The organism is Pseudoduganella danionis (genome assembly GCF_009720775.1).
GTDB classification, from domain to species: domain Bacteria; phylum Pseudomonadota; class Gammaproteobacteria; order Burkholderiales; family Burkholderiaceae_D; genus Rugamonas; species Rugamonas danionis.
In genome coordinates, this window is sequence record NZ_WNKW01000001.1 from 535,533 (window position 1) to 562,138 (window position 26,606).

Sequence of the window (26,606 nt, forward strand, 5' to 3'; positions counted from 1 at the left end):
CAGTGAGCGTAGAGAGGGTTCAGGGGCTGGCAGGGCGTTCCGCAATGCGCAGGTTAATCAGGCCCAGGCCCAGCGCACGCGAGTCGTTGCCTTGGCTCACAGAGGCGGGCGTGGTGGGGTGGGGGATGGTCAGGTGCAAGCTGCGCTGCTGGCCGTCCGTGTCGAATTGCAGCGTCACATCCTGTTCGCTATCGCCGGCATTGAAGCGGAACGTACGTTCCTGATTGCCCACGCGTGCCACCACGGGCGCGCCGATATTCGGGCCATAAGCATGGCCGCGTAGCTGGATGGTCAGACGTTGCGGTAGCGCTTCGGTGAACTGCAGGTCGAGCTGTTTGCCCTGGGTCCAACTACCCCAGTGTTCGGCGTCGCACAGGCCGCTCGCGCTGGCCAGGATGGCGCGATCCGGCTGGTTGAAATTGAGGCTGCGCAGCAGCTTGCTGCGTGCGGGCAGGCGTAGCAAAGTATAGCCGGGGCCCTGGCCGAACACGCTGAGCTGGGGCGGGATGGCGTGCTCGCCCACCACCAGCAGCCAGTCGCTGTCGCCGGGCGCCTGGGTCAGTTCGAGCGGGGCGCCCGGTTGCAAGCGCACCATGCCGACATCGGCCTGATCGACATGGAACATGGCGCGGTAGATACCCGGTACTTCAGCGCCGGCGATGCTGAGACTGGCCCGTTGTTGCGGGCTCAAGGTCTGATGCGCATAACGTCCTGCCAGATCATACGGACTAGGCTGTTCGGCCCGGCTCAGGATGTTGCGGGTCTGTAGTTCGCCCACCACGCAAGTGAGCGGGGTGAGTACCAGCAGAAAGCCCAGCAGCGCCTGACGCGGACGCCAGACCCACATGGCCAGCAGCGGCAGTTGCAGCCAGCCTAGCCAGCGCATGGGCAGGCTCAGTTCCGGGCCATCGATGAAGGATGGGTGGAAGTGGGCGGGCAGCCACAGTTGCGCGAGCAGTAGGCCGAGTGCCAGCGGCACTGCCCAGGCCAGGCGCACGGCGCGGCGTGTGTCGGGTACGGCCAGCAGACCAGCGCTGCTGAGCAGGATCAGCGGGAACACGAAATCGTAGTAGCGCAAGTGCATGCGCTCGCCTTCGCCGGGCGCGGCACTGGCGATCGAGCCCGTGTACGCGACCGTCATGGCCAGCGCGGCGCCCAGCATCAGCACCGTGTACAGGCTGAGTTTGGCCGCGCCCGGCACGGCCTGGCGTTGCTGGCGGCTGCAGGCCAGCGTGAGTAGCGCGGCCACTGGGACGGCGTACATCAGAATCAGCCCCAGCACATGGCCTTGCAGGCTTTGCCAGGCGGCAGCCAGGACCGGCAGCAGGTGGGCCAGGCCGGAACTATTGTTCGCATGGCCGCCATAGAAACTGCCCAGCAAGCTCAGGCCGGCAGGACCGGCCAGCAGATAGCCTAGCGTGAGTTTTACTGCCAGCAAACAGGCCACAGTGATGACGGTGCTGGCCGGCAGCAGCAATGGCAGGGCGCGCCAGCCCGTGCGGCGCCAGCCACAGTACCAGATGAACGCCAGCAGGGCCGGGGTAAGGAAGAGTGCATGGACTTTCACCAGGCTCAGGGCGCCCAGCAGCGCGCCGCCCAGCGCGGCCACGGCCAGGTCCGGCCATTGACCATGGCGAGCCAGCACAGCCCAGCTAAGTACGCTGAAGCCGAAGAAATACGTGGCTTCCGGCATGAAGTACACGGTGTAGCTGTTAAACGGTGCCAGCACGGCCAAGAGGGCCAGCGTGGCGGCCAGCGGGGCACTGCAATAGCGCCGCCCGGTGAGGTAGAGAAACGGTACGGCAGCGACCACCAGCAGCGCATTGCCGATGCGGGTGCACTGCAGGAAGGCGTCACCGCAGGCGCTGCTGAGTCCGAACAATGCCAGGTACAGATACGAGGGGACGCTGGCCTGGGCCAGCGGCTGCAGGCGGGCAAAGCTGCTGTAGCTCCATTCATCCATGAAGATCAGCGGGTAGGCTGCCTGGTTGCGCCAGATCAGCACGAACAGCACCAGCAGGGACAGCGCCGCGAGCACGGGCGCGATAGGAGTGTTGGCCGCCGAGGCAGGGCGCAAGATGGACATATACGAGCGAGAGTTGGTTCGGTTCATTTTTATTATACCAATATTATTTATAAACTAATTTCCGAAGGGAATAATTCACTTCCCCAGCGGCGTTTAGTCCGGCCTGCGCTCAGGACTGCGCGCGCCACTGCGCCAGGTCTTGCTGCAATTGCTCCCAGCGGTAGAAGCGCCGGTTTTCGTAGTACAGTGGGCCGTCATGGGGGCGCTGCTGCAGGCGTTCCAGCGCCACGGCCTGCAACTGCTGCTGTCCGCGCAGCAGATAGTGCAGCAGCACGAAAGGAAACAGACCCAGCCAGGTGCGGCGCTGGGACGGGTACATCAGGCACAGGCGCAGGTGCTGCCAGCGCTGGCGCCATGGCAGGCGGCTGCGCTGCACGGGGCCATTCTGTGGCAGCGGGGACAGCACGCGGAACCACGGTGCGGGACAGCCATCGGCGTTGTATAGCGCGTACTGCTTTAGCCGTCCCAGCAGGCCGCGCTGCGCCGCCACGCTGCAGGCCAGCGCATGCAGCGCATCGTGGTCGTGGTGGCCGCCTTCCCACGCGGTGACGTACAGGCTATCGATCGTGCCGGCCTGATCTAGCCACTGTGCTAGCCAGTGTGCGGCTGCGCCCAGGTGCTGGGGCAGGCTCGCATCGGCGATGCCCAGCGTATCGCCCGCAAAGCTGACGGCTTGCGGTGCGACGCCCAGCCGCGCCAGCACGGCCAGCGATTCGGCATTGCGCTGTGCCGCCAGCGTGCCGGCAGCGCAAGTGAAATAGGCGCAGCGCACACTGAGTCCGCGCTGCACGCAATCGGCAATAGCGGCGTAGACGCCGTATTCGTCGTCCTGGTGGGCGAACAGAAAGAGTGCGCTGTCAGTAGGCATCGAAATCGAGGAAGCTGAAACGGATGCGGGCCGGGTCCAGCCGGCTTACGCGTGCGGACAGCGGCTTGAAGATCAGGTTCAAAGGCGAAGGCCGCAAGCGCTGCGGAATGCTGGCATAGTTCCAGTATGCGCGCTCTGCATCCGGCACCAGACCGATGAACAGGCGCGCCGGCGATGGCCAGGCCACGCGGGCGATTTGTGGCAGTTCGGCGGCATGGTCGAGCTGGGCTATGGCGGGCAACAGCGGGCTCAGCGAGGGCGCAAAGAATTGCCAGCCCTGGCCGGACGCATGGCGCCGCACCGGGTTGTTGGGATTGGCGCAGCGCCAGGCCAGCGCTGCTGCGCTCCAGTAGCGCTCGAACGATGGCGTGCGTGTGCTGGGACGGCGCAGCAAGGGCCCGAGGCCGATGCGCGCTTCCAGCGGGCGCACTAGCTGGAAGCCCAGCTTGCGGATAAAACCAGGCGTACTGTTGGCGTTTGCCACGCCATACACGGCGTCGTAGCCGAGCGCGGTGGCCGCGTCATAGCACATGTGGGCGAGCTGGCTGAACAGGCCCTGGCCCTGGTAGTTCGGATGGGTGGCAGTGTTCAGCGATAGCAGCACGCGGATCAGCTGGCCTTCAAAGCGGGCCTGCGCCGGCAGGCACACATAGTGCGCGGCCAGCGTGTCGCCATCCCAGGCGTCGAAGCCCACCACGCGCCCGTCGGGATTGGCGCGGTATAGCCAGTCCAGATAGTCGGCCGTGAAACGGTCGGCGGCACCGGCCGGGAAGCAGGCCAGAAATAATTCGCGATAGCGCGCTAAGGCGGCAGGCGTGGTTTCGACGTTGGCGTATGTAATCACTTGAAGATCCAATGCTTGCTGAGCAGGAAACCATTAACAGCCACCACGGGCAGCGAGACGACTTTGCCGGCCAGTGGCGGGAGACCAAGGGCGATGGCCAGGCTGACCAGCGCCACCGTTATCGTGTAATTGATCGCTACGACGCACAAGAAACGCAGGAAGCTGGCACCGGATGCGAGCTGGCCAAACGTCACGCGTGCGTGAAACGCATAATTTAACAGCAGACCGGCCAGAAAGCCGCAAGAGGTGGCCAGCAAAGCCTTACTGCCCTGCCACAGCAGCAGTTGCATCAGCCCCACATCGAGCGCGGCGCACAGCAGGCCGCCCAGCACGAAAACGCCAAACTGGCGGCGCGGTTCACTCATGGGACACACTGGCCGGCGCCGGACGGGCGCGGCGGCGGAACAGCTTGCGCTGCAGCGGCTGGCGCGGCACGCTGGCAATATCGTAGGCCAGGAAGGCCAGCACCAGTTGCAGCCCCATCAGCAGTGGCAGGGCGGCCAGCATGACGGTACCGGCCGGGGTGCCGACGCCGGCGCGGGCCGAATCGGCCCAATGCCAGATGCCGTAGCCGAGGCCGGAAAATATCATCAGCAGACCCAGTGGTAGCTCGATCGATGCCAGCGACATATTGCGCAGATAGTAGTTGTAGAACAGCCGCTTGAAGAAGTTGCGCGCGTGCTTGGCCAGGAATTCCGTAATGATTTTGGAGACCTTCAGGTTGCTCACTTCATCGCCGTAGACGGCGTCCATGGGCACGTCGGCCACCACCGCATGCAGGGTATTCAGACGGAACAGCATGTCGGTTTCAAAGAAATAGCGCTGGCTGATTTTTTCGAACGGCAGGTGGCGCGCTGCTTCCGCATGGATCGCCGTATAGCCGTTGGTGGGGTCGAACAGATGCCAGTAGCCCGAGGACAGTTTGGTCAGCAGCGACAGCATGGCGTTGCCGAACAGGCGTACCGGTGGCATCGCGCCTATCTGTTCCAGATCGTAGAAGCGGTTGCCTTTGGTGTAATCCGCTTCGCCGGCCAGAATAGGGCCGACGAAGTCGGCGATCAGTGCCGGGTCCATCTGGCCATCGCCATCGATCTTGACGATGATGTCCATGCCATGCTCGATGGCGGCGCGGTAGCCGGTCATGACGGCGCCGCCCACGCCCAGATTGACAGGGTTTTCCAGCACCACCACGCGGCTGTCCTGGCACTGGTTGCGCACGAACTGGCCCGATTGATCGGGACAGCGGTCATCGACCACGTAGATGCGCTCCACCTCCGGCCCGATGGCCGCAATCACCCCGAGTATGTGGCGGGTTACTTTGTAGCTGGGGATGACGACAGCAATACGGGCGTGAGTGTTGGACATGGTGTGATCTTGCAGGTTCAGTTAGGGCTGGCCGTTGGTGTCGGCGCCGAACAGGATGTGGGTTAGCTGGCGGGCGTTGTCGGCCCAGGTATGCCAGGGCATGCCGTGCGAGGCGATGGTTAGTCCGTCGGCGTGGCGGCGCAGCCACTCGCGCAGCGCGTCGGCCAGCGCGGCTCCCGTATTGCCGTTGAAATACTGGGCGTGCTCACCGGCGATTTCGCGGAACACGGGTATATCGCGCGTCAGCAGCGGCATGTCGTGGCGTGCCGCTTCGATCAGCGGCAGGCCGAAGCCTTCGCCTTCGCTCGGGAACAGCAGGCAGGCGCAATCCTGATAGACCCGTTCCAGGTATTCGTCGCTGATGCCTTGCAGCCAGTGCAGACGGCGTCCCAGTTCGGGATGCTGGCGCAGGCGCGCCATGATGGCCGGAATGGTGCGGCGCTGCGCTTCGGGCAAACCCTTCCAGCCTTCGCCGCCGACGATCACCAGGCGGATGTCGACACCGGCGGCCCATAGCTGCTCGAACGCGTCGAGCGCCTGCAAATGGCCTTTGCGCGGTTCGATGGTGCCCACCATCAGGAAGCTGGGCACGGACTGGATGTCGGCCAGTACCGCAGCGGCATCGGCAGGCAGACCCGTGCTGGGCACTGAAGCAGCAATGTCGGCACCGTGATGCAGCACGGCGAACTGCGGCAGTGCGCGCTGAGGCGCGTGCTGGCGCAGCCAGTCGCGGGTTTCGTCGGCCACTGCGCCGCTGATACACAGCAGGCGGTCGGCATTGCTGCTGACGCTGTGCAGCCACTGCTCGAACACGTCGTCGACGTGGGACGGGAAGAATTCGGGACGCAGCACGGGCAGCAAGTCGTGGATCAGGAAATTGACGCTGACACCGGCATGGCGCCAGCGCTGGTACAGGCCCGTGCGGGCCGCTTCCGTCACGGCACCCGGATAGAAATCCGGACTGTAGAACACGTCGCCGGCGCGCACCTGGACTTCGTCATCCACCACGCCATAGCTGTCGGTACCGGCCAGCGTGTGCAGATAGCAGCGCCCGTAGCGGTAGTGCCAGCGTCCGCCTTCGTCGCTCAGGTACACCGGCAGCACCTGGAAGCGCGGCTGGTGCTGGGCCAGCAGTTCGGCCAGTTGGGCCCGCACCACGCGCTGGATGCCAGTCTTCAGATCTTCGCGTGCGATCGCTGAAACGTCGACCAGTAGCTGCGGCGCTATCCCATTTGCAGCCACGCTGGTATAGCGCTGGCCGTACACGGTGGCCTGCATGAGCTGCTGGGCGCTCTCTGCCCAGCTCAGCCATGGCATGGCGCTAGACTGCGGTGCCTGACCCTGGGCGTGCAACTGCAGCCAGTGGGCGATGGCGTCGGCCAGATCCTGCGGCTGCTTGCCGTCGAAATAATAAGCATGTGGGCCGGCGACTTCGCGGAACACGGGAATGCCGCGTGCGATGATGGGCAACTGGTGCTGGGCCGCTTCGATCAGCGGCAGACCGAAGCCTTCGCCCTCGGACGGCGCCAGCAGCGCAGCACAGTGCTGGTAGAGCTGTTCCAGCATCTGGTCGGACACGCCGGCCAGCCAGAACAGGCGCTGCCCGCGTTGCGCATGCTGCTCCAGTCGTTTGGCGAGGTCGTCGACCAGCCAGCCGTTCTTGCCGACGATGACCAGATTGACGGCCACGCCTTGTTGCCATAGCAATTCGCAGGCGGCCAGAGCCTGGGCCTGGCCTTTGCGCGGCTCGAGCGTACCCACCAGCAGCAGGGTGGGGGCTTGCTGAACGGCGGCCAGCACTTGCTCGGCATTCGGCGGCAGGCCCGTGCTGGGGGCGCTGGCCTGCAGGTCGGCACCCAGGTGGAAGTAGCTGAGCTGCAGCGGTGCGTGACGCCGGTTCGGCTGCTGGGCCAGCCAGGTGGCCAGCTCGTCCGCCACCGAGCGTGAAATGGTGACGATGCCATCGGCCACGTAAGTGATGGTGTCGAGATAGTCGCGGTAGTATTTTTCGGCACCGAACACAAAGCATTCGGGGCGCAACACGGGCAGCAGGTCGTACACCACAAACCATACGGCGACGCCGCGGCGGCGCAGTGCCAGCAGTTGTGGCTGGTTCTGGGTGGTGCTGTTGGAGGCCAGATCCAGGCCCAGGAACAGGTCACCGGGGCGGCTTTCGATAGGCGCATCTTCGAGTTGCGGCGAGTGTACGCCCAGCATGGCGCTGGTGAAGCTGCGCGCATAGCGGTAGCTGCGGTTGCCGCCTTCGCCATACACGGGCTCGACCCGGTAGCCGGCTGGCGGCTGCTTGATCAGGGCCAGCAAAATGCTGCGTACCACGCGCTGGATGCCGGTCTTGTGGTCGATCTGCACGAGCGCGGATATATCCACCAGCAACTGGCGTGGTGTTTGTGCCGGCTGGTTGGCTGCGATCGCCGCGGCCGCGCTGATCAGTTGCGCCGTCTGCGGCGCCTGTGCTCCGGGCTGGGCGCTGATGCTGGCCAGATTGGCGACCAGATGCTGGTAATGGGCCATGCTGCTGCGCTGGCTCAGTTCTTCGATGGCTTGCTGGTACAACTGGCCGACCAGGGCCGGTGCGTGCTCGACGCGGACGAATTCGCGCGCGGCCGTGGCCAGCTTGGCGCGCTGCTGCGGGTCCTGGTAGAGCTGGTCCAGAGCGGCGCCCAAGGCCGCGTCTTCGAACAGGTCGGGCAGCTTGACGAGAACCTGCTCGGGCAGGCTGGCGGCCGCGCCATGCGCGTTGATGATGGTGGGGATGCCATGCAGCAGGCAGTCCAGCACCGAAGCCGAGGTTTCGCCGCGCGTGCTGGTGCGTAGTTGCACGGCGATATCGCTGGCTGCCAGATAGTGCTGGTAAGCCTCGGCACTGACGAATCCGGTAATGCTGATACGGGCAGCGCCGGCCGCCTGCTGGGCAGCAATCTGCTGGCTCAGTTCCAGGCCGTAGCGGCCGCCTTCATTTTCGCCCACGAAGACCAGGCGGCAGCGCGCTTGCTGGGCCAGGCTACTCGCGCCGAAGGCGGCCAGCAGGCGGTGATTGAGTTTGGTCGGGCCCAGCATGCCGAAGCTGCACACCAGGAATTCATCGTCGGCCAGGCCCAGTTGCTGGCGCGCGAGCTGGCGCGCGTGGGCCGGCGTATGCTGGTGCGGCATGCCGCGCAGCAGCGGCAGCACGCGCCAGTGCTGTGCCGTGCCGGGGCCGTACCACTGGTCGGCCAGCACGCGCGAGAATTCAGCATGGACGATCACGCCGGCCGCCTGATCGAGTACTTCCTTGTTGGCCGGCATGGCCCAGATGGAAGGATTGTGGCCCAGTTCACGCTGGGCCAGCAAACCCGTGTAGCCGTGCGCATGGTATAGCGCGCGCACATAGGCCAGCGGCTGCACGCCGTCGCGCTCCATGTTGTCGATCACGCCGCTGAGGAAGAAATCGTGCAGGACCACCATGCCGGGGAAGCGCTGCAGCAGGCCGAACATATACTGGTGGGCATTGGAATTGCCGAAGTGGTAGAGGCGGCGCTGGAAGCCGGCCGCCACGGCGGCGAACTGCTGTTCGTTGAGCAGCGGCAGGCGCTGGCCTAGTTCGGTGGCGGCGATCTCGGCCTGGTTGGCGCTGGCCACCACGAGCGTGATGTCATAGTGGGCTTGTAGTTGTTCTATCAGTTCCACGCTGTAGTCGGCGATGCCGGACTTTTGCGGCGGCAGCGGCGAGATATAGGCCAGCGCAGGACGGCCGGCTGGCGCCGTGGCCGTGCGGCGCTGATCGCAGCAGGCCTGCAGTTGCTGCATCAGGCTTGCGGCGACGGCGGCAGCATCATCGTGCACGGTTGCTGGCAGCGTGTAGACGCAAGCTGCGCGTTGCAGCGCCTGGTGTGCACGGTCGGACAGCTTGGCGGCTGCGCTAAGCGGCTCGGCGCGCGTGTAGGCCAGCCGCAAGCTGTTGGCTTCGCAGCCGAAGACGGCCAGCTCGCAGGGCTGGTCGAACAGGCCAGGCACGAGTACCACATCAGGATTCAGGCTGGCCAGAAAGCCGGCCCGTATCACGCTGGCAGCATGGTGGCTCCAGCCTGCGCCGGTCGGGGTGTCGTACGGTATCAGATGCTGGGCGGGCAGCAGGCCGTCCAGCGCCAGCCGCAGCGCATCGATGCTGTCTTGCGGCTGGCTGGCATACACCACCTGCACGCTGTGCTCGGGATCGCGCAGCAGCGCTTGCACCAGGCTGAAGATGGCCGCCGGGGCAGTGGCCGCACCGTTCTGGCAGGCTTGTAGGTCGATGACTAGACGCATGGTTATTCAGTATGAGTGTGGTGGGCCTGTTGCAGGTCGGCCAGTACTTTACGTGCAGAACATGGTAATTCGCGCAGTAGATGGGGCACATCGGCCGCACCTGCCGCGGGGCCGCCGCCCTGCTTGATGACGAGCAGGCTGCGGCTCACCAGCGCATTCAGACGGGGCGAGCGCAGCAGCAGGGGCAGCAAGGCACGGCGCAGCAGTTCGCGGCTGGTCAGCCAGCGCACGCTGCGGCGCAGGGCATCCAGCGCCGCGCGCCGGGCTTGCTGAGGCAGGCTGTGTTCGCCGCGTCGCAGCAGCCAGCGCAGCGGCGCAGTAATGCGCCAGGAGCTGCTCGCATACACGGCCAGCAGGCGTCGCTCCAAATCGCTGCCCCAGGCGGCGCTCTGATGCAGGTTCTGTTCTAGTGCTTGGGCGCGGCTGGCGGCCTGTTGCAGATCGTGCTGCGCCTGACTCGCCAGTTGTTCCAGTTGACGTTGGCATTCCGACAGCAGCTGGTCGCGTCGGCGGACTTCCAGTTCTAATTGGGCGCCATAGTCCAAGGCATGCTCAAGTTCCTGGGCGCGAGCCTGAGCCTGTTCGGCAGCCTGATGCAATTGCTGTTCTAGCTGATTGTTCTGCTGCTGGCTGCGTTCGACGTCCTGTTTCAACTGCTGGCTACGCTGGTCGGCTGCCTGCGCCTGTTTGGTGGTCTGGGCCAGTTGCTGGTCGAGCGCTTTGCCGCGCTGCCAGGCCTTGTCCAGATGGTGGCTCAGGTAGTCGTCGAACACATTGGGCTGGCATTGCAGTGGCGCGAGCAGGGCCTGCTGTTCGTCGGCCACGTAGTAGCGGTTCAAGCCGTCAAACCAGGCGAACTGGTAGCGGTGCGCGGTAATCAGCGCTTCCCATTGCTCGTGGTTGCTGTCCTGGCTGTTGGGCATGATGGCTTCCACCACCACTATCCATGGCCGGCATAGTTCGAAGTCCATGCCGCGCAATACATCGGCCTCGAAACCTTCCACGTCGATTTTGAGGAAGTGGACCGGACCTTGCACATGCTGGCGGCAGATGTCGGCCAGCGTCAGCAGCGGAACCTGATGTTCCACCACCTGATGGCCGTGCGCGCGGTGGCGCGCAGCCACGGCCGCATCGGTAGAGGCCCAGCCATTGATGGCGGGGATGTCGTACAGCGTGATGCTGCCACTGCTGGCGCCGGCCGCCGCATTCAGATTGATATCCCGCGGGCGCTGGGCCTGGAAAGTGGGACCATAGGAGGGCATGGGCTCGATATTGATACCGTGCCAGCCATGGTCGTAAAACGCCTTGGTCACGGAATGCAGTTCCGGATCATTGGCGCCGACGTCGATATAAAAGCCTTGCGGCACGTGCTGCAGAACGCGCCACAGCAGCACGTCTTCATAGTTCTGGGCAAAGGAAATAAAGCTCATGAGCGAGTAATCTCGATGCTAGGGTCCAGCCAGGCCGAACCTTCAAAATGGGGACGCTGCATATTTACCACGGTAAATACCAAGGCCAGATCGCGCCATTCGTAGTTGTTCACCAGATGGGTGGCCGTGCTGACGATGGCGGTGGCCACCGAGTAACTGCCCGCACCGAGGTTGGCGGCGAAGCTGAAGCGGTAAGTCACCTGCTGGCCCGGCTGCATGTCTTCCAGCGGCAATTCCTTGAGGTGGGTGTTGGTGCCATACATGGGCTGGCCCAGCCTGTCCTTGATCATATAGCCGAGCACCATGCGCGGGATAGGCGCATGCACGGCCACGGTCACGCTGAGCGTGACCTGCTGGCCCACATCCACCACTTCCACGGCCTGACCGGTTTCATCCAGCAATGCGATGGCTGCTACCGTGGCTTCGCCGGTGCCGGAAACCACCTGCAGCTTGCCATCGTCGCGCTGGTTCAGGCGCAGCGTGGAGTTTTCCCGCTCGGCGATCATGGCGTTGTAGTAGTCCATGATTTCTTCCGGCTTGCCTTCGCGCGCGAGCCGGCCGCCATCGAGCAGGATGGCGCGATCGCAGACCGACTGGATGGCCTGCTTATCGTGCGACACCAGCAGCAAAGTGGTGCCGGCCTGGCGGTACTGGCGGATCCGTTCAAAGCTCTTGTGCTGGAAATAGGTATCGCCCACCGACAGGGCTTCGTCGACGATCAGAATGTCGGGCCGGCGTGCCGTGGCCACCGCAAACGCGACGCGCATCTGCATGCCGCTCGAATACACGCGCACAGGCTGGTCGAGGTAGTCGCCAATTTCGGCGAACGCTTCGATATCGGGCATCAGCGCGCTGATTTCATCGACCGTCAGGCCTATCAACTGGCCTGCCATATAGACATTCTGGCGCCCCGTGAAATCAGGATGGAAACCCATGCCCAGTTCCAGCAGGGCGGCCACGCGGCCTTCCATGTACACCAGTCCCGTGCTGGGCTGGGTGGTGCCCGTGATCAGCTTGAGCAGGGTACTCTTGCCCGCGCCATTGATGCCGATCAGGCCGACGGCCTCGCCCGGCGCCACATGAAAACTCACATCCTGCAATATCCATTTGAGCTGATGGCGCGCGCCGCGCCACGGCAGCAGCCATTCGCGCAGGCGCGACCAGCGGTTGGGATACAGTTTATAGGCCTTGCCCAGTTGTTTGACAGTTATAGCGCCCATCAGAGTTCATCCACCATTTCGCCTGCCCGCTTGCGGAACAGTTGCATGCCGAGCACGCACAGTACTAGGGCCAGCACGGCGGCCGGCAGTAAATCGGCCCAGACCGGCATGCTGGCGCTGAACAAGATGGCCTGGTAGGCCTGGATCACGGCTGCCATGGGATTCCACACCAGCCAGTCCTGCACGCCGGGCGGCAGGATGCTGGTCGGATAGACGATGGGCGTGAACCAGAACCAGAACTGTATGAAGATCTGGAAGAACTGGCCGACATCGCGGAAGAACACATTGAGTACGCCGAGCACCATGCCGAGACCAATGGCCAGTGCAATTTGCAGCACCAGCAAAGGCAGGATGCACAGGAAGACCAGGCCGGGGAACTGGCCGCTGGCTAGCAGGAATAGCGTGAACAGCGCAAAGATGATGGCGAAATTCACCAGCGCGTTGAGCACCACGATGATGGGCAGGCAAATCCGCGGGAAACTGATTTTCTTGAGCAAGTTGGCCTGTTCCACGAATACGTTCTGGGCCCGCGTGGTGATTTCCGCAAACAGGCCCCAGGTCAGTATGCCCGCGCACAGGTAGATGCTGTAGCCGAACTGGCTGCTGTCGCCGGGCAGGCGGCTGCGCATGACCTGGGAAAAGATCAGCGTGTAGACCAGTATCATGGCCAGCGGATTTAATACGGTCCAGGCGGCGCCGAGTATGGTGTTGCGGTATTTGGACTGGAATTCGCGCTTGACGCTGCCCAACACAAAGCCGCGGTAGCGCCACAGGCCTTGAAGCATGGCTCTGGACATCATAGGGGCTGCCCGTAGCGGTGGCGGGAAGGGGAGCAAGCTGCGATCATCATGTACGGGCGGTGCCGCCGGAGTAGTGGAGAGTCGGCGATTATAGCGTATGCCTTGTTATGTAAGTAACATGTTACAGCTTGTCACAGTGGCGTTGTCACGCCGCTTTTACTCGCCTTGCACCAGCTTTTGCAGCGCTTCCGGGTCCTTGATGACGAGCCGGTGGGGTTCTTTCTGGACGATGCCTTGCTGGGTCAGCGTGAGCAGCGCGCGCGTCACGGTTTCCCGGCTGGTATTGATCATATTGGCAATATCTTGATGGGTTGGCAAGTTTTCCACCACATTGCCTTCCGGGTTTTTCTTTTGCATCAGAATGATGAACGAGAAAATCCGCTTGGCCGTGTTATTGATGCTGAGCAGGGCGCGGAACTCCGAATCACGCTGGATTTTCTGCGCCAGGTATTGCAGCATCTGCTTGGCCACCGACGGCGAGTGGGAAAACAGGTGCAGCGCCACGGGCGCAGGCAGAAATGCCACCAGCACGTCGGTAGTGGCGACCACCGAGGCGGAGCGGGTGGAATTGTTAATCAGCGCAATTTCGCCGAAGAAGTCGCCCGGCGCGAGCATGCGCAGGCCGATGGCGCGGCCGTCTTCCGTCACATCGATCACCTGTAACTGGCCGGCCAGCAGGAACAGCAAGCCGTCGCCGGCGCCACCCTTATGCAGTACCAGATCGCGCTTGGCGTAGTGGCGAATACGGAATTCAGGCTTGATGCGCAGGATTTCTTCGTCCGACAGTTCGGACAGCAAAGGAATCTTGCGCAGGTGGACCTGAATATTGCGTTCTTCGCTAGCCGCTGGTGCCGCGTTGGCTGGGGTACTGTTAGGCTTCATGCAGAGTGTTTATCAGGAAAAAGACGCAGGGCGGGACACAGGACAGATTACGGCCCCTGCCATTGCCAGCTTAATTGTAACAGGCGTCCATTGTACTGAAAGATGGGCACATTTTCCTGATTGTGCACGGCGCGGGCTTCCAGCAGCAGCGCAGTCTGTTTGCTGAGCGGGTAGCTGATGGCCGCGCGCAGGCTGTGGTTGTACTGCCTTCTGACCACATCGATCACCCCGGGTGCATACGGGCTGGCGCTGTGCCAGCTTTGCCAGCTATAGCCCAGTTCGGTTGTGATGCCGCGCGGCAGGCGCTGGCGCCATTGTGCGCTGGCAGCCAGGCCATGGCGATTGCCGCCCGGACGGGCACTGTCGGCGCGGTCATCGAGGATGCCGAAGTTGGCACTGACGATACTGCTCTCGCCACGCCGGCTCAACTGGGCACGCAGTTCGCCCGTGGTCGCATCGAAATTATCGAGCGTCATGTATTCGACACGCGTCAGGCTGCCGAGCAGGTTGAACTGCACGCTATATGGCAGGATTTGCGGTGGCCCCAGCCGCAACTGGGTCTGGAACTGGCGCTGGTAGTACTGGCCGCCCAGCGTGATGACGCCCACCATGGCATTCGCCTTGACACTCCAGTTGCGCCAGCGCCAGGGCATTTCGGCACCGGCAAACAGCGAATCGCTGTCGTACTGATGGAGATGATCATTGCGCCGGCTCTGGAACTGGGCATAGCCGAAGCTGCCGTTGGCGCTCAGATCGCGCATATAGTCGGCCGACACCACGCTGAACTGGTCATGCTTGGGGCGGAATTCGGGCGCCAGATCGAATTGGGTTTCTGCTCCCATCAGCGTGCCATAGTTGGCTCGGCTGCCCTGATTGACGTTCTGGTCTATGCCGCGCCCTACGCTCAGGCTGTACTGGCTTTGTGCGGTCCAGCTATTGCAGCCGTGCTGGCGCGCGTCGGTAATTAGCTGCATGATGCCATCCGGCGGCGCAAAGCGCTGCTCGATGATGGTAAACAGGCGCTCGGCTTCGGCCGTATGGCCCAGGCCGCATTGAATCAGGGCCAGATCCAGCCAGGCACCGGCATGCAGCGGCTCCTGGTCGATCACGCGCTGCAGCGTATCGGCGGCATCGTTCTGACGCCCTTCGGCGATCGATTGCAGGGCGTCGCGGTAGAGTGCCTGAGGGTCGGGGGCCGGATTTTCCTCGGTCGCGGCGCGCACGTGCGGGCTGCACAACAGGGTGGCAGCCAGGGCCAGAAATAGCGGCCGCTTCACGTGCTGCTTTCAGTTGTCGCACGCTGCGACGTCGGGTTGGATACGATCATTGGTGCAACTACGGTGTACAAAATAGTGGGTTTTTCCTTGCCGCGTAACAAACGTTCGCCCAGCCGCAGAAATTCGTGGCGGTGTGAGCGGCTGACAGTACCAGCGCCAATAATGATGTCATGCGGCAGATCGCGTGCCGCCTGTTCCAGCCGGGCCGCAGTGTTGACGCTATCACCGACGGCCGTGTATATGCTGCGGAAACTGGTACCGAAGTCGCCCGCAAAAGCAGGGCCGCTATCGATGCCTATGCGTACCCGCAGCGGCGCATAGCCGGCCGCGACGCGGCGCGCGCTCAGCGCCTGCACCCGTGCCACGATGGCGGCTGCCGCTTCCAATGCCAGATCGGCATGATCGGGGTTGGGCAAGGGCGCACCCCAGAAGGCAACCAGGCCATCGCCGGTGTATTTATCTAGTGTACCACCCTGAGCAATCACGGGGCCAGTCAGACATTCGAGGAAGGCGCGCGTGAGCTCGGCTGCTTCGCTGACAGGCAAGGCCTCGACCTGGGTGGTGTAACCCTCCATGTCGGCAATTAGCGTGGTAACGTCGAGCTGGCGCGGCGCGAGCGGGTCAGCCAGATCGCTGCGCAGTAATTGCTCGACCACGGCAGGCGCCACGTACTGGCGCAGCGTGTCGAGCAGGTGGCGCGAATTGCGCTGGGTGATCTGCCACTGGTAGGGCACGGCGATGGCCAGCAGGAAGGCATTGGCCACCAGCGGGGCGGTCGTGGAAAAATTGCCGTCGTGGGGCACTAATATATAGGCGCTCACCAGCCAACCGCCCGACAGCACGGCCAGCAAGCCTACGCTCAGCGTGGCCGACAGGCGCGGCAATGCATAACTGACCCCGAGTACGCTGATCAGTGCGTACAGGCTGCCGATCAGGCGGCCATTCCATGGGGCCGGCGCCAGCCCTTGCTGCTGGTCCAGCAGCGTCGAGAGCATGGCCGCCTGTACGCCCAGGCCCGGGCGGTTCGGCGCTAGCGGGGTGGCGACGCGGTCGCCCAGGCCCAGCGACGATGAGCCAACCAGCACCAGTCGCGTGCTGGCGCTGGCAGGATCGATGCGTCCGGCCAGGATATCGGCCGCACTGACCACCGTGTAGGCGCTCCAGTCGCGCTGGTAGGAAACACGGTAGGCCGCCGCACCGCGCAGGCTGCCCGCTGCTGGCGTTGCGCAGCATTGCAGCAGGGCCAGACTGAGGGCCGGATAGAGCTGGCCGTCGAAGCGGCTCCACAAGGGTACCCGGCGCAAGGCACCGTCCTGATCGGGAATGAAACCGATGTTGCCCACTTTGGTCAGGTCTGCCCAGGCCGGCTGGTTGGCGATATAGCCGGTGGCTGTGATGGCGGGCGTGTGGCCAGTGTCCGGCTGGCCGCCCGCGAGTTGCCCTTGGCGCAGCGGCACAGGACGGCTGGCGCTGTAATCGAGTGCCTGGGCAAACACGACCGGACCGTGACGCGCGAGCAGTGCGAGGCGGGTATCGCCTTCGGCATCGGCAGTACTGGGGAATACGATGTCGAGCGCTACGCCGCGCGCGCCATAGGTGGTGAGCAGAGTTTCGACCAGGTCGGCCAGGCGCGCGCGCGTCCACGGCCAGGGACCCAGTTCGGCCATGCTGGCTTCATCAATGTCGACCACCAGTATGCGGCTGTCGGGCGTGCTGACGGCCTGCCAGCGCACGTAGACGTCGCGCAGCCATTCATCGGCGAACAGGGAGTTGCCGGTGGGCGTGAGCCACTGCGCGCCCAACGCTAGTGCCAGCGCCACCACAGCGATCAGCTTGCGGATGGCCGTTGCCGGCACGCGCCAGATCGCAGTATTCAGCACATCATTCAAGATTATTAATATTATAAATGTTGAAATAAAAGAGTGTAGCAGTATAGCGCCTAGTCGTCACACTAACATGCTTGGCCGCAGTTTTTGCTACAAAGTGTAAGTTCAGCGGTAGTCCAACTTGAATTCAGTAAAATGTGATAGCTGTCACGGAAGTTTATTCTGTGCGCACGATAATGATGGAAAAGGGGAATATCATGTTGCGTCAATTACTCGCTACGGCCATTCTCGCGCTGGCGTTGCCGCTGGCTCGGGCAGATGTCGCCGGTACCATTATTTTTGTGGCTGGACAGGTCAATATCGCTGCACGCCCAGCCGTACTCAACAGCCCGGTCAATGAAGGTGAGTTGATCAGTACGGGTGGTGATGGCTATATATATATCAAGACCATCGATGGTGGTCTGTTCATCGTGCGGCCCAAATCGGAAGCGCGCATCGCTACCTATCACGTGGATCGTGTGAATCCAGCGAATACGGTAGTTAAACTGGAATTGTTGCGCGGCGTGGCGCGCAGCCAGTCGGGTGATGCCGTTAAGCAGGCGCGCCAGAACTTCCGCTTCAATACGCCCGTGGCTGCCATCGGCGTACGCGGGACCGACTTTACTGTTTTCACCGATCATGAAACCTCGCGCGTGACCGTGCTGACGGGTCGTATCACGATTAGCGGTTTCGGCGAAGGTTGCCACCCCGAAGGGCGTGGTCCATGCGAGGGGGATATGAGCCGCGATCTGTCGGCAGCGCAAAAAGGCCAGTTGCTGCAGATTCGTCGCGGCCAGGCAGCGCCCCAGTTGTTGCAAGAGTCTAGCCTGACACCAGATGTGATTGCGCCACCGCGCGTGGACGAGCCTAGCGGCAAACCGGTGGCTAATAATAATAGTGCGGCGCCTATCAGTCTCGATCCGCAAAAGAATGCATCGTTCCAGCAGGCAGTTAACAATGCAGCAGCGAGCGGAACTGGCCAGAACGGTGGCAAGAATCAGGAAACCACTCCTCCGCCTGCGGTGGTAACCCCCCCGGTAGTGGTGACGCCGCCGGTGGTGGTGGTACCCCCAGTGGTGGAGGTGCCGGTGGTAACGCCGCCGCCAGTCGAAGTGACGCCACCCGTGGTGGTGCCGGATGTGCCCGCAAGCAAGATTGTGTGGGGGCGCTGGCAGCCAGTTATTAATCAGGCCGTGGTGGTGGACTTCGTCGGCGAGCTGAACCGGAAATCCACTCTGATCGCCCAGAATGCTGACTTTGCTTTGTTCCGTACTGAGGGCAAGGAATATGTGGTGCCGGAGCGCGGCTCGGTGGGTTTCACTTTGCAGAATAGCGAAGCGTATATCCATAACGATAATATTATTGTGCCTACCACGGCAGCCAAGCTGGAAAATGGTTTATTGAATTTTAATTTCGATAATCGCACTTTCGCCACCAGCTTTGATCTGGTCAGTAATACTGAACGGGTGGAATTGAAAGCCCGTGGTCAGGTGGTCGCCGATGGTCGCTTCTCCGGCGAGAACCGCTTCCTTAATCCAACTACGACTAATATGTGGGTTGATGGTGTGCTCAGTTCTGAGAATGGCGGCACGGCGGCTTATCTATTTAATACTCGTCTGGGCAGTGACCGTACCGTGTATGGCGCAACCCAATGGGGTAAGTCAGCGGTGAAATAAGGCAACAGCGGCAGTTCGTCGCTCAATATCAGGCAGCCGCACTGTGCAAGCAGGGCGGCTGTTTCATTTAATACCAGCATCTGGATCAAGCCACGCTCTCTAGCAATGCGGACTTGAGCTTGATGCTGTTCTGCAACATACGGCAATGTGGCGACGTATAGTTACAAATTATTGCAATTGATTGAGAGTAATTTAGACGCCCCCATCTGTTGCGCTGCAATACCTGCTGTCAGCCTGATTCTGCCACGTGTCTCCTAGGTAAAACGGTAGCTCTGGCAGGGGCGAGTGAGTGCTTGCGTTAGCCTCAAACTTCCCAGATAATGGGCCGCCGAACGAATGTTAGTGAATAAATCATTAAAATTCGGAAGATATTGTTCCTTTTTGTGATGATCGTCACATAAAAGGGTCAGTACCTTCTGACATTATTCGGAACGTTAGGTTGCAGATGGCGGTCACGTTACTGCAAGTTTTAACTTTAATCATATTTTCCATTAGGAGCACTAAATGGGTATTTACACCGAAGCACTTCAAAAACTGTACGTGGCCTACTACAACCGCCCAGCGGACCCTATCGGTCTGGCATACTGGGAAGACGCACTGACCAAGGGCGTAGTAACCCAGGCTCAGGTTGCAGCATCGTTTGCATCCTCGAAGGAATACACCGATGTCTTCGCTGGTATGAACAATACCCAGATCATCGCTAAGGTATACCAGAACCTGTTCGGCCACCCTGCAGACAACGCTGGCCTGGTATTCTGGGTTAACCAGATCAACAGCGGTGCAGTCACCCTGAGCAGCGCTGTTACCTCGATCGCTGCTGGCGCACAAGGCGCCGACGCAGTTGCTTACGCTTCGAAAGTAAGCGCAGCGACCTCGTTCACCACCGCTATCTCGAACTTCCCAGGTGGCGTAGGCGCTTACACCGGCGACGCTGCTAACAAACTGGCAAAAGACTACATCGCCAGCGTAACCGACGCAGCAACCCTGGCTGCCGCAACCGCCCCAGCTGCTCTGGCTGCTCTGGAACAGCAAGTTCTGGCAACCAGCGACGCTGACGCTGCTGCTACCATCGTTGCTAACAACGCTGCTGCCGCTCTGGCAACCGCTGTTGCAACCTCGACCGCCGCTGCCGCTGCTGCTGCAACCGCTGCAAGCACCGCTGCTGCTGCTATCGCTGCTGTAGATTCGCCAGCCGCTGCTAAGACCGCTGCTGACGCTGCCGCTGCAGAAGTAACCGCTGCTAACGCTGCTAAAGCTGCTGCTGCTGCTGTTTCGGCTGCTGCTGCTTCGTACGCAACCGCTGCTGCTGCAACCAAAACCACCACTGACGACGCCGCTGCTGCTAAAGCTGTTGCTGACGCTGCTGCTGCCGCTGCCGCTGCTAACACCGCAGTAAGCACCGCTGCTGCTGACGTTACCGCTGCTCAAACCGCTGCAACCGCTTCGGCTGCTTCGATCTCGGCTGCTGCTGCTGCTGCAACCGCCGTAACCGCTGCTACCACCGCTGCTGCTGCTGCTACCACCGCCGCCGCCAACCTGACCGCTGCTGTTGCTGCTGACGCTGCTGCTGCTGCTCTGGCTGCTAAGACCGACGCTGCTGCTCTGGCAACCGCTGCTAGCACTGCTGCCGACGCATCGAAAGCTGCTGCTGATGCAAAAGTTCTCGCTGACGCCGCCGTAGTAACTGACAAAGCTAACCTGGCTGCTGCTATCAAAGCTGGCGACGTTGCTGCTGTGAACGCTGCTAACGGTCAACTGCTGATCGATCAAGCTGCTGCTGCTGATGCTGCTACCGCTGCTACCACCGCTGCCGCTGCTGCAAAAACCGCTGCTGACGCTGCTGCTGCTGCTAAAGCTGACGACGCTGCTGCTGTAACCGCAAGTGCTGCCGTAGCTCCTGCTACCACCGCTGCTGTTGCTGCTGCTGCTACCGCAACCACCGCTGCTGCTGCTGCTAAAACCGCTGCTGACGCCGCTGTAGCCGCTGCTGCTGCTACCAAGCCAACCGCTGATGACGCTGCTGCTGCTGCTGCTGAGACCGCTGCTGCTAAAGCCGTTTCGGACGCTGCTGCTGCTAAGCTGGTTGCTGACAAGGCTGTAGCTGCTGCTGAAGCCGCTGCCGCTGCTGCTGCTGCTGCTGCTGCTGACGCTGCTGCTGTTGTTAAAGCAACTGCTGCTGCTAATGACTACACCACCGCTGCTGCTGCTGCTGCTGCTGACGCTGCTGACGCTACCACCGCTGCGAACACTGCAAAAGCTGCAATCGCTGCTGTGAACTCGCTGGATTCGGCGAACGCTGCAATCGCACTGACCGTTACCGAAAAAGCTGCTGCTGATAAAGCTGTTGTTTCGGCTGCTGCTGCTGTTGCTGCTGCTGCTGCTTACGCTACCGCTGCTGCTGCAACCAAAACCACCACCGACGACGACGCTGCTGCTGCTGCTAAAGTTGCTGCTGCTAAGCTGGCTTCCGACGCTGCTGCTGCCGTTACGGCTGCTGTTGCTGACAAAGCTGCTGCTGATGCAAAACCAGATAATTTCGTCGCTAAAAACTTCACGCTGACCGCAGGCGTTGACGAAATCTTGGGCGGCGCTGGTGCAGACACCATCAAAGCAGTGATCGATGCTACCGCTGGTGCTGTTCAGACCTTCACGGCACTCGACTCGATCGATGGTGGCGCTGGTGTTGACACGCTGAAAATCAGCGCAATCACCGACGTAGCCATTCCTGCAGGTGCAACCGTTACCAACATCGAGAATGTCAGCATCGCTGCTGCTGCTAAGGTTGGTACCTTCGCCGCCAACGGCGTGGGCGCTCTGGATCTGTCGACCGCGTTCGCAGGCGTAACCGCTCTGAGCATTACCTCCGGTACTGAAGCTGACTTTAAAGTCGCGTCGGGCACCGCAGTTACCCTGAGCAACGTTACCGGCGGTGTGGAAATCGTTGGCGGTGCATCGCAGACCGTTACGCTGGCTGCTCAAGGCGCAGCTGTCAAACTGAGCGGTGCTACCGGCGCAGTGAGCTTCACTTCCAACAAGTTTGGCGCTAATGCTGTTGATATCGACGGTGGCTCGACCGTAACCGTGAACACCACTTCGACCGTGGATAACGGTGCTATCACCATCGGCGCAACCACCAAACCAACTGGTGCTGTTTCCGTAACCAGCGCACTGAATGGCGACGGCACGGCTACCCTGGATCAAGGTGACATCACTGTCAGCGGCGGCAAAACCGTGACTGTGAACTCGAACATGACCATCACTGCAGCCGACCAGCTGGCAGGTGCGGCACACACCTTTGGTGATGTGCGCGTCAACGGCGATGGCAAAACCACCACCGTGACCATCAACCAGAACTACGCTGAAACCGAGTTCACCAAGCCAGCAGTTGCAGTAGTTAAAGAACTGCACACTGTGACCTTCCTGGCACTGGCTAGCGGCGAAAGCACCACGGTTGATGGCCTGACCTTCACCGCAAGCAAAGCTCTGACTGCTGCTGAAGTTGCACAGGCATTCTCGAACCTGACCGCTTCCGACACCCAGACCGTCGGCGGTAAAGTTGCCAATGGCGTATTCACCGGCGCTCTGAGCGCTAACTTCACCAGTGGCGCAGCCAGCGGTGCAGTAGTTGTGTTCACGGCTAAAGATGAATCCGAAGCCCTGAGCCTGACCGCTGGTACCGTTGATCCAACCGAGACCGTTGTTGCAGGTTCGGCAGCTGTTGCTAAAGTAGTGTCGGCCAACACCGTCACCTACGGTGCTGTGCGTGTAGACGACGTTGCTGCTGCTGCTATCACCAGCCTGACCGTCAATGGCTATAGCTCGGCTGACCTGGGTGATACCAGCGCCAACGACCTGAACGCTCTGACTTCGCTGTCGCTGGCAAACTCGGCTGGTACTGCAACCATTGACACCTCGGTCGCTACTCTGGCCCTGACCGTCAACACGGTTAACAACACCGTTGATCTGTCCGGCGCTGCTAGCCTGAAGACTCTGAACGTAACCACCACTGGTGACGATTCGGCCTTCGCTCTGAGCGCTGCTGCTGTCGAAGCACTGACCGTGACCGGTACCAAAGCGCTGGATCTGACTGGTTCCACGCTGACCGCACTGAAAACGGTGGCTGTGACCGGCTCCGCAGGTCTGACCATTGACGCAAGCGGTGCCAACGTTACTTCCGTTACCACCACCGGCACCACCGGCGCCGTGACCGCAACTGTAGACGCTTCCAAAGCGACCTACACCGGCGGCGCAGGTGTTGACAGCGTAACCACCAAAGCAGGCGCTGCCGTAACCAAGGCAATCAGCACCGGCGCAGGTGACGACATCGTGACTCTGGCAAGCGGCGTTTCGTCGTTGACCGCCAACGTTTCGGGCGGCACCGGCACCGACACCCTGGTGATGACTGCTGCTGACGCAGCAACTGCATCGGCTGCTACTGTGTTCGAAACCTTCATCGATGGTTTCGAGAAATTCAGTGTTCAGCAAGTTGCAACCACTGCAAGCAACACCATCAATCTGGCTAACGTTGATGACATCAGCTATGTCATCTCGGCTGGTACTGCTGACGTGGCACAGGTCAAGACCCTGACCCTGACCGCTGGTACTGCAACTGGCGCGGCTGATACGGCTTCGATCACTATCAATGGTACGACCTACACCACCGCCGCTCTGGGTGCTGCTGCTACCGCAACCGCGATCGCTGCAGCTCTGGACACCGCCGTTGGTGCAGGTTACAACGTGACGAATGCTGGTGGTGTTCTGACCTTCACCAGTGCAAACGGTGGCGCGACCACGATCAGTGGCCTGACCATCACTGGCTCCGGTACTGTATCGGGCGTTGAAGCTACCACTTCGTCGCAACTGACGCTGACCCACATGGCTAATGCTGGTACGCTGGAACTGACCGGCGCAGGTGTTGGTGCTACGGTAACCATGAATGATGCTACTGGCTCCGCTGATAGCTTCAATATCGTGACCAAGGTTGATGCTGCTGACCTGAACTTCGGTACTGTTGCTGTGGCTGGTGTTGAAACCATCAGCATTAAAGCTAGCGACATCACCCCAGTGAACGCTAGCGGTGCTGCAACCATCAGCAACACCACCCTGGCTCTGGCAGACAGCGCAGCTGCAACCGTGAACGTGTCGGGCGAATCGAACCTGACTCTGGATCTGGCAGGTGCACTGGGCGTTACCAAGGTTGATGCTGGTACCTTCACCGGTAAGCTGACCCTGACCGCAACTGGTACCGCAGCTATGACCGTTACTGGCGGTTCTGCTGCCGATATCCTGACCGCTTCGGGCAGCGGCGACGTCCTGCTGGGCGGCGCTGGCAACGACACCCTGACTGGTGCTAACCTGACCACCCTGACCGGTGGCGCTGGTAAAGACACCTTCAAGTTTGTTGCTCCTACCAACGTGAACAGCTACTCGACCATCACCGACCTGGCTTCGGGCGACGTGATCAGTCTTGGCAACTCTGGTACGGTTGTGTTCACGAAGAGCGCTATCACTCTGGCTGGCTCCACGGCAGTGTTCCAGGATTACGCTAATGCTGCAGTTAATGCATTGGGTACTGATGGTAACGATGCTGCTTGGTTCCAGTTCGGTGGTAACACCTACATCGTTCAATCGGGCAACACTACGGTGAACGACTTCGTGAACGGCACCGACCTGATCATCCAGATCGTTGGTCTGGTGGATCTGTCGACCGCATCGTACAATCAGACGAACGGTACTCTGGAAATCGCCTAATCTCTTCGGAGATAAGTACCTGCCTCCGGGTAGGTGCTTAAGGTGAAGACCTGCAAAACCCCTGCAACTTCGGTTGCAGGGGTTTTTTTATTGTTAATGTGCGCCATACAACTGATGCGACTGCAATCCTGTAAGTGCTACTTTGCTGAGATTTAATGCATTATCGGTAACTTTTCACAATAAGAGAGTAAAAATTTGTGACGCAAATCACATATTCGTAGGAATATAGGCGATAATGTGTCGTCTTTAGATAATTGTGCGGCGGCTATTTATGCAGTGCAGTTGGTCGCCAGGGAGTGCGCATGTCGCGTTCTATCCTGACGCTCTCTCGTGATTGTTCGACAGTCTGATCCTATGAAACCATTATTCAATAAGAAAAATGAAATTGAGCAAGTCTTGCTCAGTTTTAAAAGTGCCTTCTATACCGTAGGCGCTTTCAGCGCGATCATCAATTTGTTGATGTTGGCACCATCGCTCTACATGCTGCAGATCTATGACCGGGTACTGCAAAGCCGCAACGAAATTACATTGGCAATGCTCACCTTGCTGATACTCGGCGCTTACATACTGATGGGCGGGCTGGAGCTCATTCGTAGTTTTGTACTGGTAAGACTCGGTGCGAAATTCGACATGCAGTTGAACCGTCGCGTGTACACCGCGGCATTTGAACAGAATCTCAAACAAGCTGGTGGCAACGCTGGTCAAGCATTGCAAGATCTGACAGCGCTGCGCCAATTCCTGACGGGTAACGCTTTGTTCGCTTTCTTTGATGCGCCTTGGTTCCCGATCTATCTGCTGGTGATCTTCCTCTTTGAACCGATGTTGGGCGTGTTTGCTGTATGTGGCACCACCTTGTTAGTTGTGCTGGCCGTTGTGAATGAACGAGTCACCAAGAAGCCGCTGGCGGAAGCCAACCAGATGGCAATCGTATCTAATGGTTTAGCCACGAACAATCTGCGTAACGCTGAAGTGATCGAATCGATGGGCATGTTGCCTAATTTGATGGGGCGGTGGTTCAAGTTACACGGAAAGTTTCTGCATCTGCAGGCTGAAGCGAGCGAAAAAGCAGGCCTGATCGGTGCTGCTACCAAATTTGTCCAGGTTTCCTTGCAATCGCTGGTATTGGGCTTTGGTGCTTTACTGGTTCTGGATGGGAAAATTACCTCCGGTATGATGATTGCAGCGTCTATTCTGTTGGGGCGCGCACTGGCACCGGTTCAGCAAGTTATTGCCGTTTGGAAATCGCTGAGTAGCACCCGTAGTGCTTATGCCCGCCTGACGACTTTGTTGGAAGAGAATCCTGCTCGTGAAAGCGGCATGCCGCTGCCTAAACCTTTGGGACAGGTTTCCGTCGAGAACGTGATTGCTTCGCCGCCAGGCGTACGTACTCCTTTGTTGAAAAATCTGAACTTTGCTATTCAACCCGGCGATGTCATGGGCGTGATTGGCCCTAGCGGCTCCGGTAAATCTACCCTGGCGCGCTTACTGGTGGGTATCTGGCCTGCCGCCAGCGGTAAAGTGCGTCTCGATGGCGCTGATATTTTCAGTTGGAACAAATCGGAATTGGGTCCGAACATTGGTTATCTGCCGCAAGATATCGAGTTGTTTGGGGGCACTATTGCAGAAAACATTGCGCGCTTTGGCGAAGCAGATCCTGAACAAGTTGTATTGGCTGCCAAACGGGCAGGCGTACATGACATGATCCTGCATATGCCAGAAGGTTACGATACCAAGTTGCGCGATGGCGGTGCCGGCCTTTCGGGTGGTCAGCGTCAACGCCTGGGCTTGGCCCGTGCAATGTACGGTGACCCGTCGCTGATCGTGCTGGATGAACCGAACTCCAATTTGGATGATGTTGGTGAGCAAGCATTAGTCCGTGCAGTGACGGATTTACGTCAGAACGGCAAAACGATCGTGTTGATTACCCATCGCATGAACGCGATAAGCGCGACTAATAAATTGCTGTTACTGCGAGATGGTAACTTGGAGATGTTTGGACCGACGGATCAGGTGCTGGCTGCACTTCAACAAAACTCACAGAAAAACGCTTTGGCACAACAGCAAGCGGCACAGGCGGCAGCCCAGCAGCAGGCGGCTCAAGTAGCGGCTCAGCAGCAAGCAGCTCAGGTCGCAGCTCAGCAGCAAGCAGCCCAAGCCGCAGCACAGCAGGCGGCGCAACAACAGGCGGCACAAGCGGCAGCCGCTGCCGGCGCAGTGACCAAGGAACAGGAGTAAAT

General features: G+C 60.7%; 15 protein-coding genes. 3 read left to right on the forward strand and 12 right to left on the reverse strand.

Annotated features, from left to right (window positions below):
* Positions 1–19: 19 nt before the first annotated feature.
* From GM655_RS02395 to GM655_RS02450, 12 genes are all read right to left on the reverse strand, one after another.
* The gene (locus GM655_RS02395) at positions 20–2,113 is read right to left on the reverse strand and encodes a DUF7024 domain-containing protein (RefSeq protein WP_155433020.1); all 2,094 of its coding nucleotides are present in this window, start codon (positions 2,111–2,113) and stop codon (positions 20–22) included.
* An 82-nt stretch (positions 2,114–2,195) separates the two neighbouring features.
* Complete coding sequence (locus GM655_RS02400) at positions 2,196–2,954, reverse strand: PIG-L deacetylase family protein (RefSeq protein WP_155433021.1); 759 nt, start codon at positions 2,952–2,954, stop codon at positions 2,196–2,198.
* Positions 2,944–3,798, reverse strand: coding sequence for a GNAT family N-acetyltransferase (locus tag GM655_RS02405; RefSeq protein ID WP_371866690.1), 855 nt, complete (start codon positions 3,796–3,798; stop codon positions 2,944–2,946). The genes GM655_RS02400 and GM655_RS02405 overlap by 11 nt, the downstream gene beginning before the upstream one ends.
* Positions 3,795–4,163: a GtrA family protein gene (locus tag GM655_RS02410; RefSeq protein WP_155433023.1), complete on the reverse strand. Its 369-nt coding sequence runs from the start codon at positions 4,161–4,163 to the stop codon at positions 3,795–3,797. Before GM655_RS02410 ends, GM655_RS02405 begins: the two co-directional genes overlap by 4 nt.
* Positions 4,156–5,163: a glycosyltransferase family 2 protein gene (locus GM655_RS02415; RefSeq protein WP_155433024.1), complete on the reverse strand. Its 1,008-nt coding sequence runs from the start codon at positions 5,161–5,163 to the stop codon at positions 4,156–4,158. The genes GM655_RS02410 and GM655_RS02415 overlap by 8 nt, the downstream gene beginning before the upstream one ends.
* Before the next feature lie 21 nt (positions 5,164–5,184).
* The gene (locus GM655_RS02420) at positions 5,185–9,468 is read right to left on the reverse strand and encodes a glycosyltransferase (protein WP_155433025.1); all 4,284 of its coding nucleotides are present in this window, start codon (positions 9,466–9,468) and stop codon (positions 5,185–5,187) included.
* A gap of 2 nt (positions 9,469–9,470) precedes the next feature.
* The gene (locus GM655_RS02425) at positions 9,471–10,898 is read right to left on the reverse strand and encodes an FkbM family methyltransferase (protein WP_155433026.1); all 1,428 of its coding nucleotides are present in this window, start codon (positions 10,896–10,898) and stop codon (positions 9,471–9,473) included.
* On the reverse strand, positions 10,895–12,118 hold the full coding sequence (locus GM655_RS02430) for an ABC transporter ATP-binding protein (RefSeq protein ID WP_155433027.1): 1,224 nt from the start codon (positions 12,116–12,118) through the stop codon (positions 10,895–10,897). Before GM655_RS02430 ends, GM655_RS02425 begins: the two co-directional genes overlap by 4 nt.
* A complete protein-coding gene (locus GM655_RS02435) occupies positions 12,118–12,918 on the reverse strand; it encodes an ABC transporter permease (protein ID WP_155433028.1) in 801 nt (266 codons plus the stop codon). The genes GM655_RS02430 and GM655_RS02435 overlap by 1 nt, the downstream gene beginning before the upstream one ends.
* 156 nt (positions 12,919–13,074) lie before the next feature.
* Positions 13,075–13,800 carry a Crp/Fnr family transcriptional regulator gene (locus GM655_RS02440; RefSeq protein WP_229632341.1) on the reverse strand — a complete coding sequence of 242 codons (726 nt, stop codon included), beginning with the start codon at positions 13,798–13,800 and terminating at the stop codon, positions 13,075–13,077.
* Positions 13,801–13,847: 47 nt separating this feature from the next.
* On the reverse strand, positions 13,848–15,077 hold the full coding sequence (locus GM655_RS02445; RefSeq protein ID WP_155433029.1) for a tetratricopeptide repeat protein: 1,230 nt from the start codon (positions 15,075–15,077) through the stop codon (positions 13,848–13,850).
* On the reverse strand, positions 15,074–16,957 hold the full coding sequence (locus GM655_RS02450; protein ID WP_371866691.1) for a CHASE2 domain-containing protein: 1,884 nt from the start codon (positions 16,955–16,957) through the stop codon (positions 15,074–15,076). The genes GM655_RS02445 and GM655_RS02450 overlap by 4 nt, the downstream gene beginning before the upstream one ends.
* 203 nt (positions 16,958–17,160) lie before the next feature.
* Here GM655_RS02450 and GM655_RS02455 point away from each other — a divergent pair, with 203 nt between their 5' ends.
* From GM655_RS02455 to GM655_RS02465, 3 genes are all read left to right on the forward strand, one after another.
* A complete protein-coding gene (locus tag GM655_RS02455) occupies positions 17,161–18,618 on the forward strand; it encodes a FecR family protein (RefSeq protein ID WP_196308687.1) in 1,458 nt (485 codons plus the stop codon).
* A gap of 504 nt (positions 18,619–19,122) precedes the next feature.
* Positions 19,123–24,369 carry a DUF4214 domain-containing protein gene (locus GM655_RS02460; protein ID WP_155433031.1) on the forward strand — a complete coding sequence of 1,749 codons (5,247 nt, stop codon included), beginning with the start codon at positions 19,123–19,125 and terminating at the stop codon, positions 24,367–24,369.
* 354 nt (positions 24,370–24,723) lie between these two features.
* Positions 24,724–26,604 carry a type I secretion system permease/ATPase gene (locus GM655_RS02465; protein ID WP_155433032.1) on the forward strand — a complete coding sequence of 627 codons (1,881 nt, stop codon included), beginning with the start codon at positions 24,724–24,726 and terminating at the stop codon, positions 26,602–26,604.
* The last annotated feature ends 2 nt before the right edge of the window (positions 26,605–26,606 follow it).

Bases quoted from the DNA above. Each gene is read 5' to 3' on its own strand.
- GM655_RS02395 (WP_155433020.1), bottom strand. From the start codon at position 2,113: ATGAACCGAACCAACTCTCGCTCGTATATGTCCATCTTGCGCCCTGCC.
- GM655_RS02400 (WP_155433021.1), bottom strand. From the start codon at position 2,954: ATGCCTACTGACAGCGCACTCTTTCTGTTCGCCCACCAGGACGACGAA.
- GM655_RS02410 (WP_155433023.1), bottom strand. From the start codon at position 4,163: ATGAGTGAACCGCGCCGCCAGTTTGGCGTTTTCGTGCTGGGCGGCCTG.
- GM655_RS02415 (WP_155433024.1), bottom strand. From the start codon at position 5,163: ATGTCCAACACTCACGCCCGTATTGCTGTCGTCATCCCCAGCTACAAA.
- GM655_RS02420 (WP_155433025.1), bottom strand. From the start codon at position 9,468: ATGCGTCTAGTCATCGACCTACAAGCCTGCCAGAACGGTGCGGCCACT.
- GM655_RS02425 (WP_155433026.1), bottom strand. From the start codon at position 10,898: ATGAGCTTTATTTCCTTTGCCCAGAACTATGAAGACGTGCTGCTGTGG.
- GM655_RS02430 (WP_155433027.1), bottom strand. From the start codon at position 12,118: ATGGGCGCTATAACTGTCAAACAACTGGGCAAGGCCTATAAACTGTAT.
- GM655_RS02435 (WP_155433028.1), bottom strand. From the start codon at position 12,918: ATGATGTCCAGAGCCATGCTTCAAGGCCTGTGGCGCTACCGCGGCTTT.
- GM655_RS02440 (WP_229632341.1), bottom strand. From the start codon at position 13,800: ATGAAGCCTAACAGTACCCCAGCCAACGCGGCACCAGCGGCTAGCGAA.
- GM655_RS02455 (WP_196308687.1), top strand. From the start codon at position 17,161: ATGTTGCGTCAATTACTCGCTACGGCCATTCTCGCGCTGGCGTTGCCG.
- GM655_RS02460 (WP_155433031.1), top strand. From the start codon at position 19,123: ATGGGTATTTACACCGAAGCACTTCAAAAACTGTACGTGGCCTACTAC.
- GM655_RS02465 (WP_155433032.1), top strand. From the start codon at position 24,724: ATGAAACCATTATTCAATAAGAAAAATGAAATTGAGCAAGTCTTGCTC.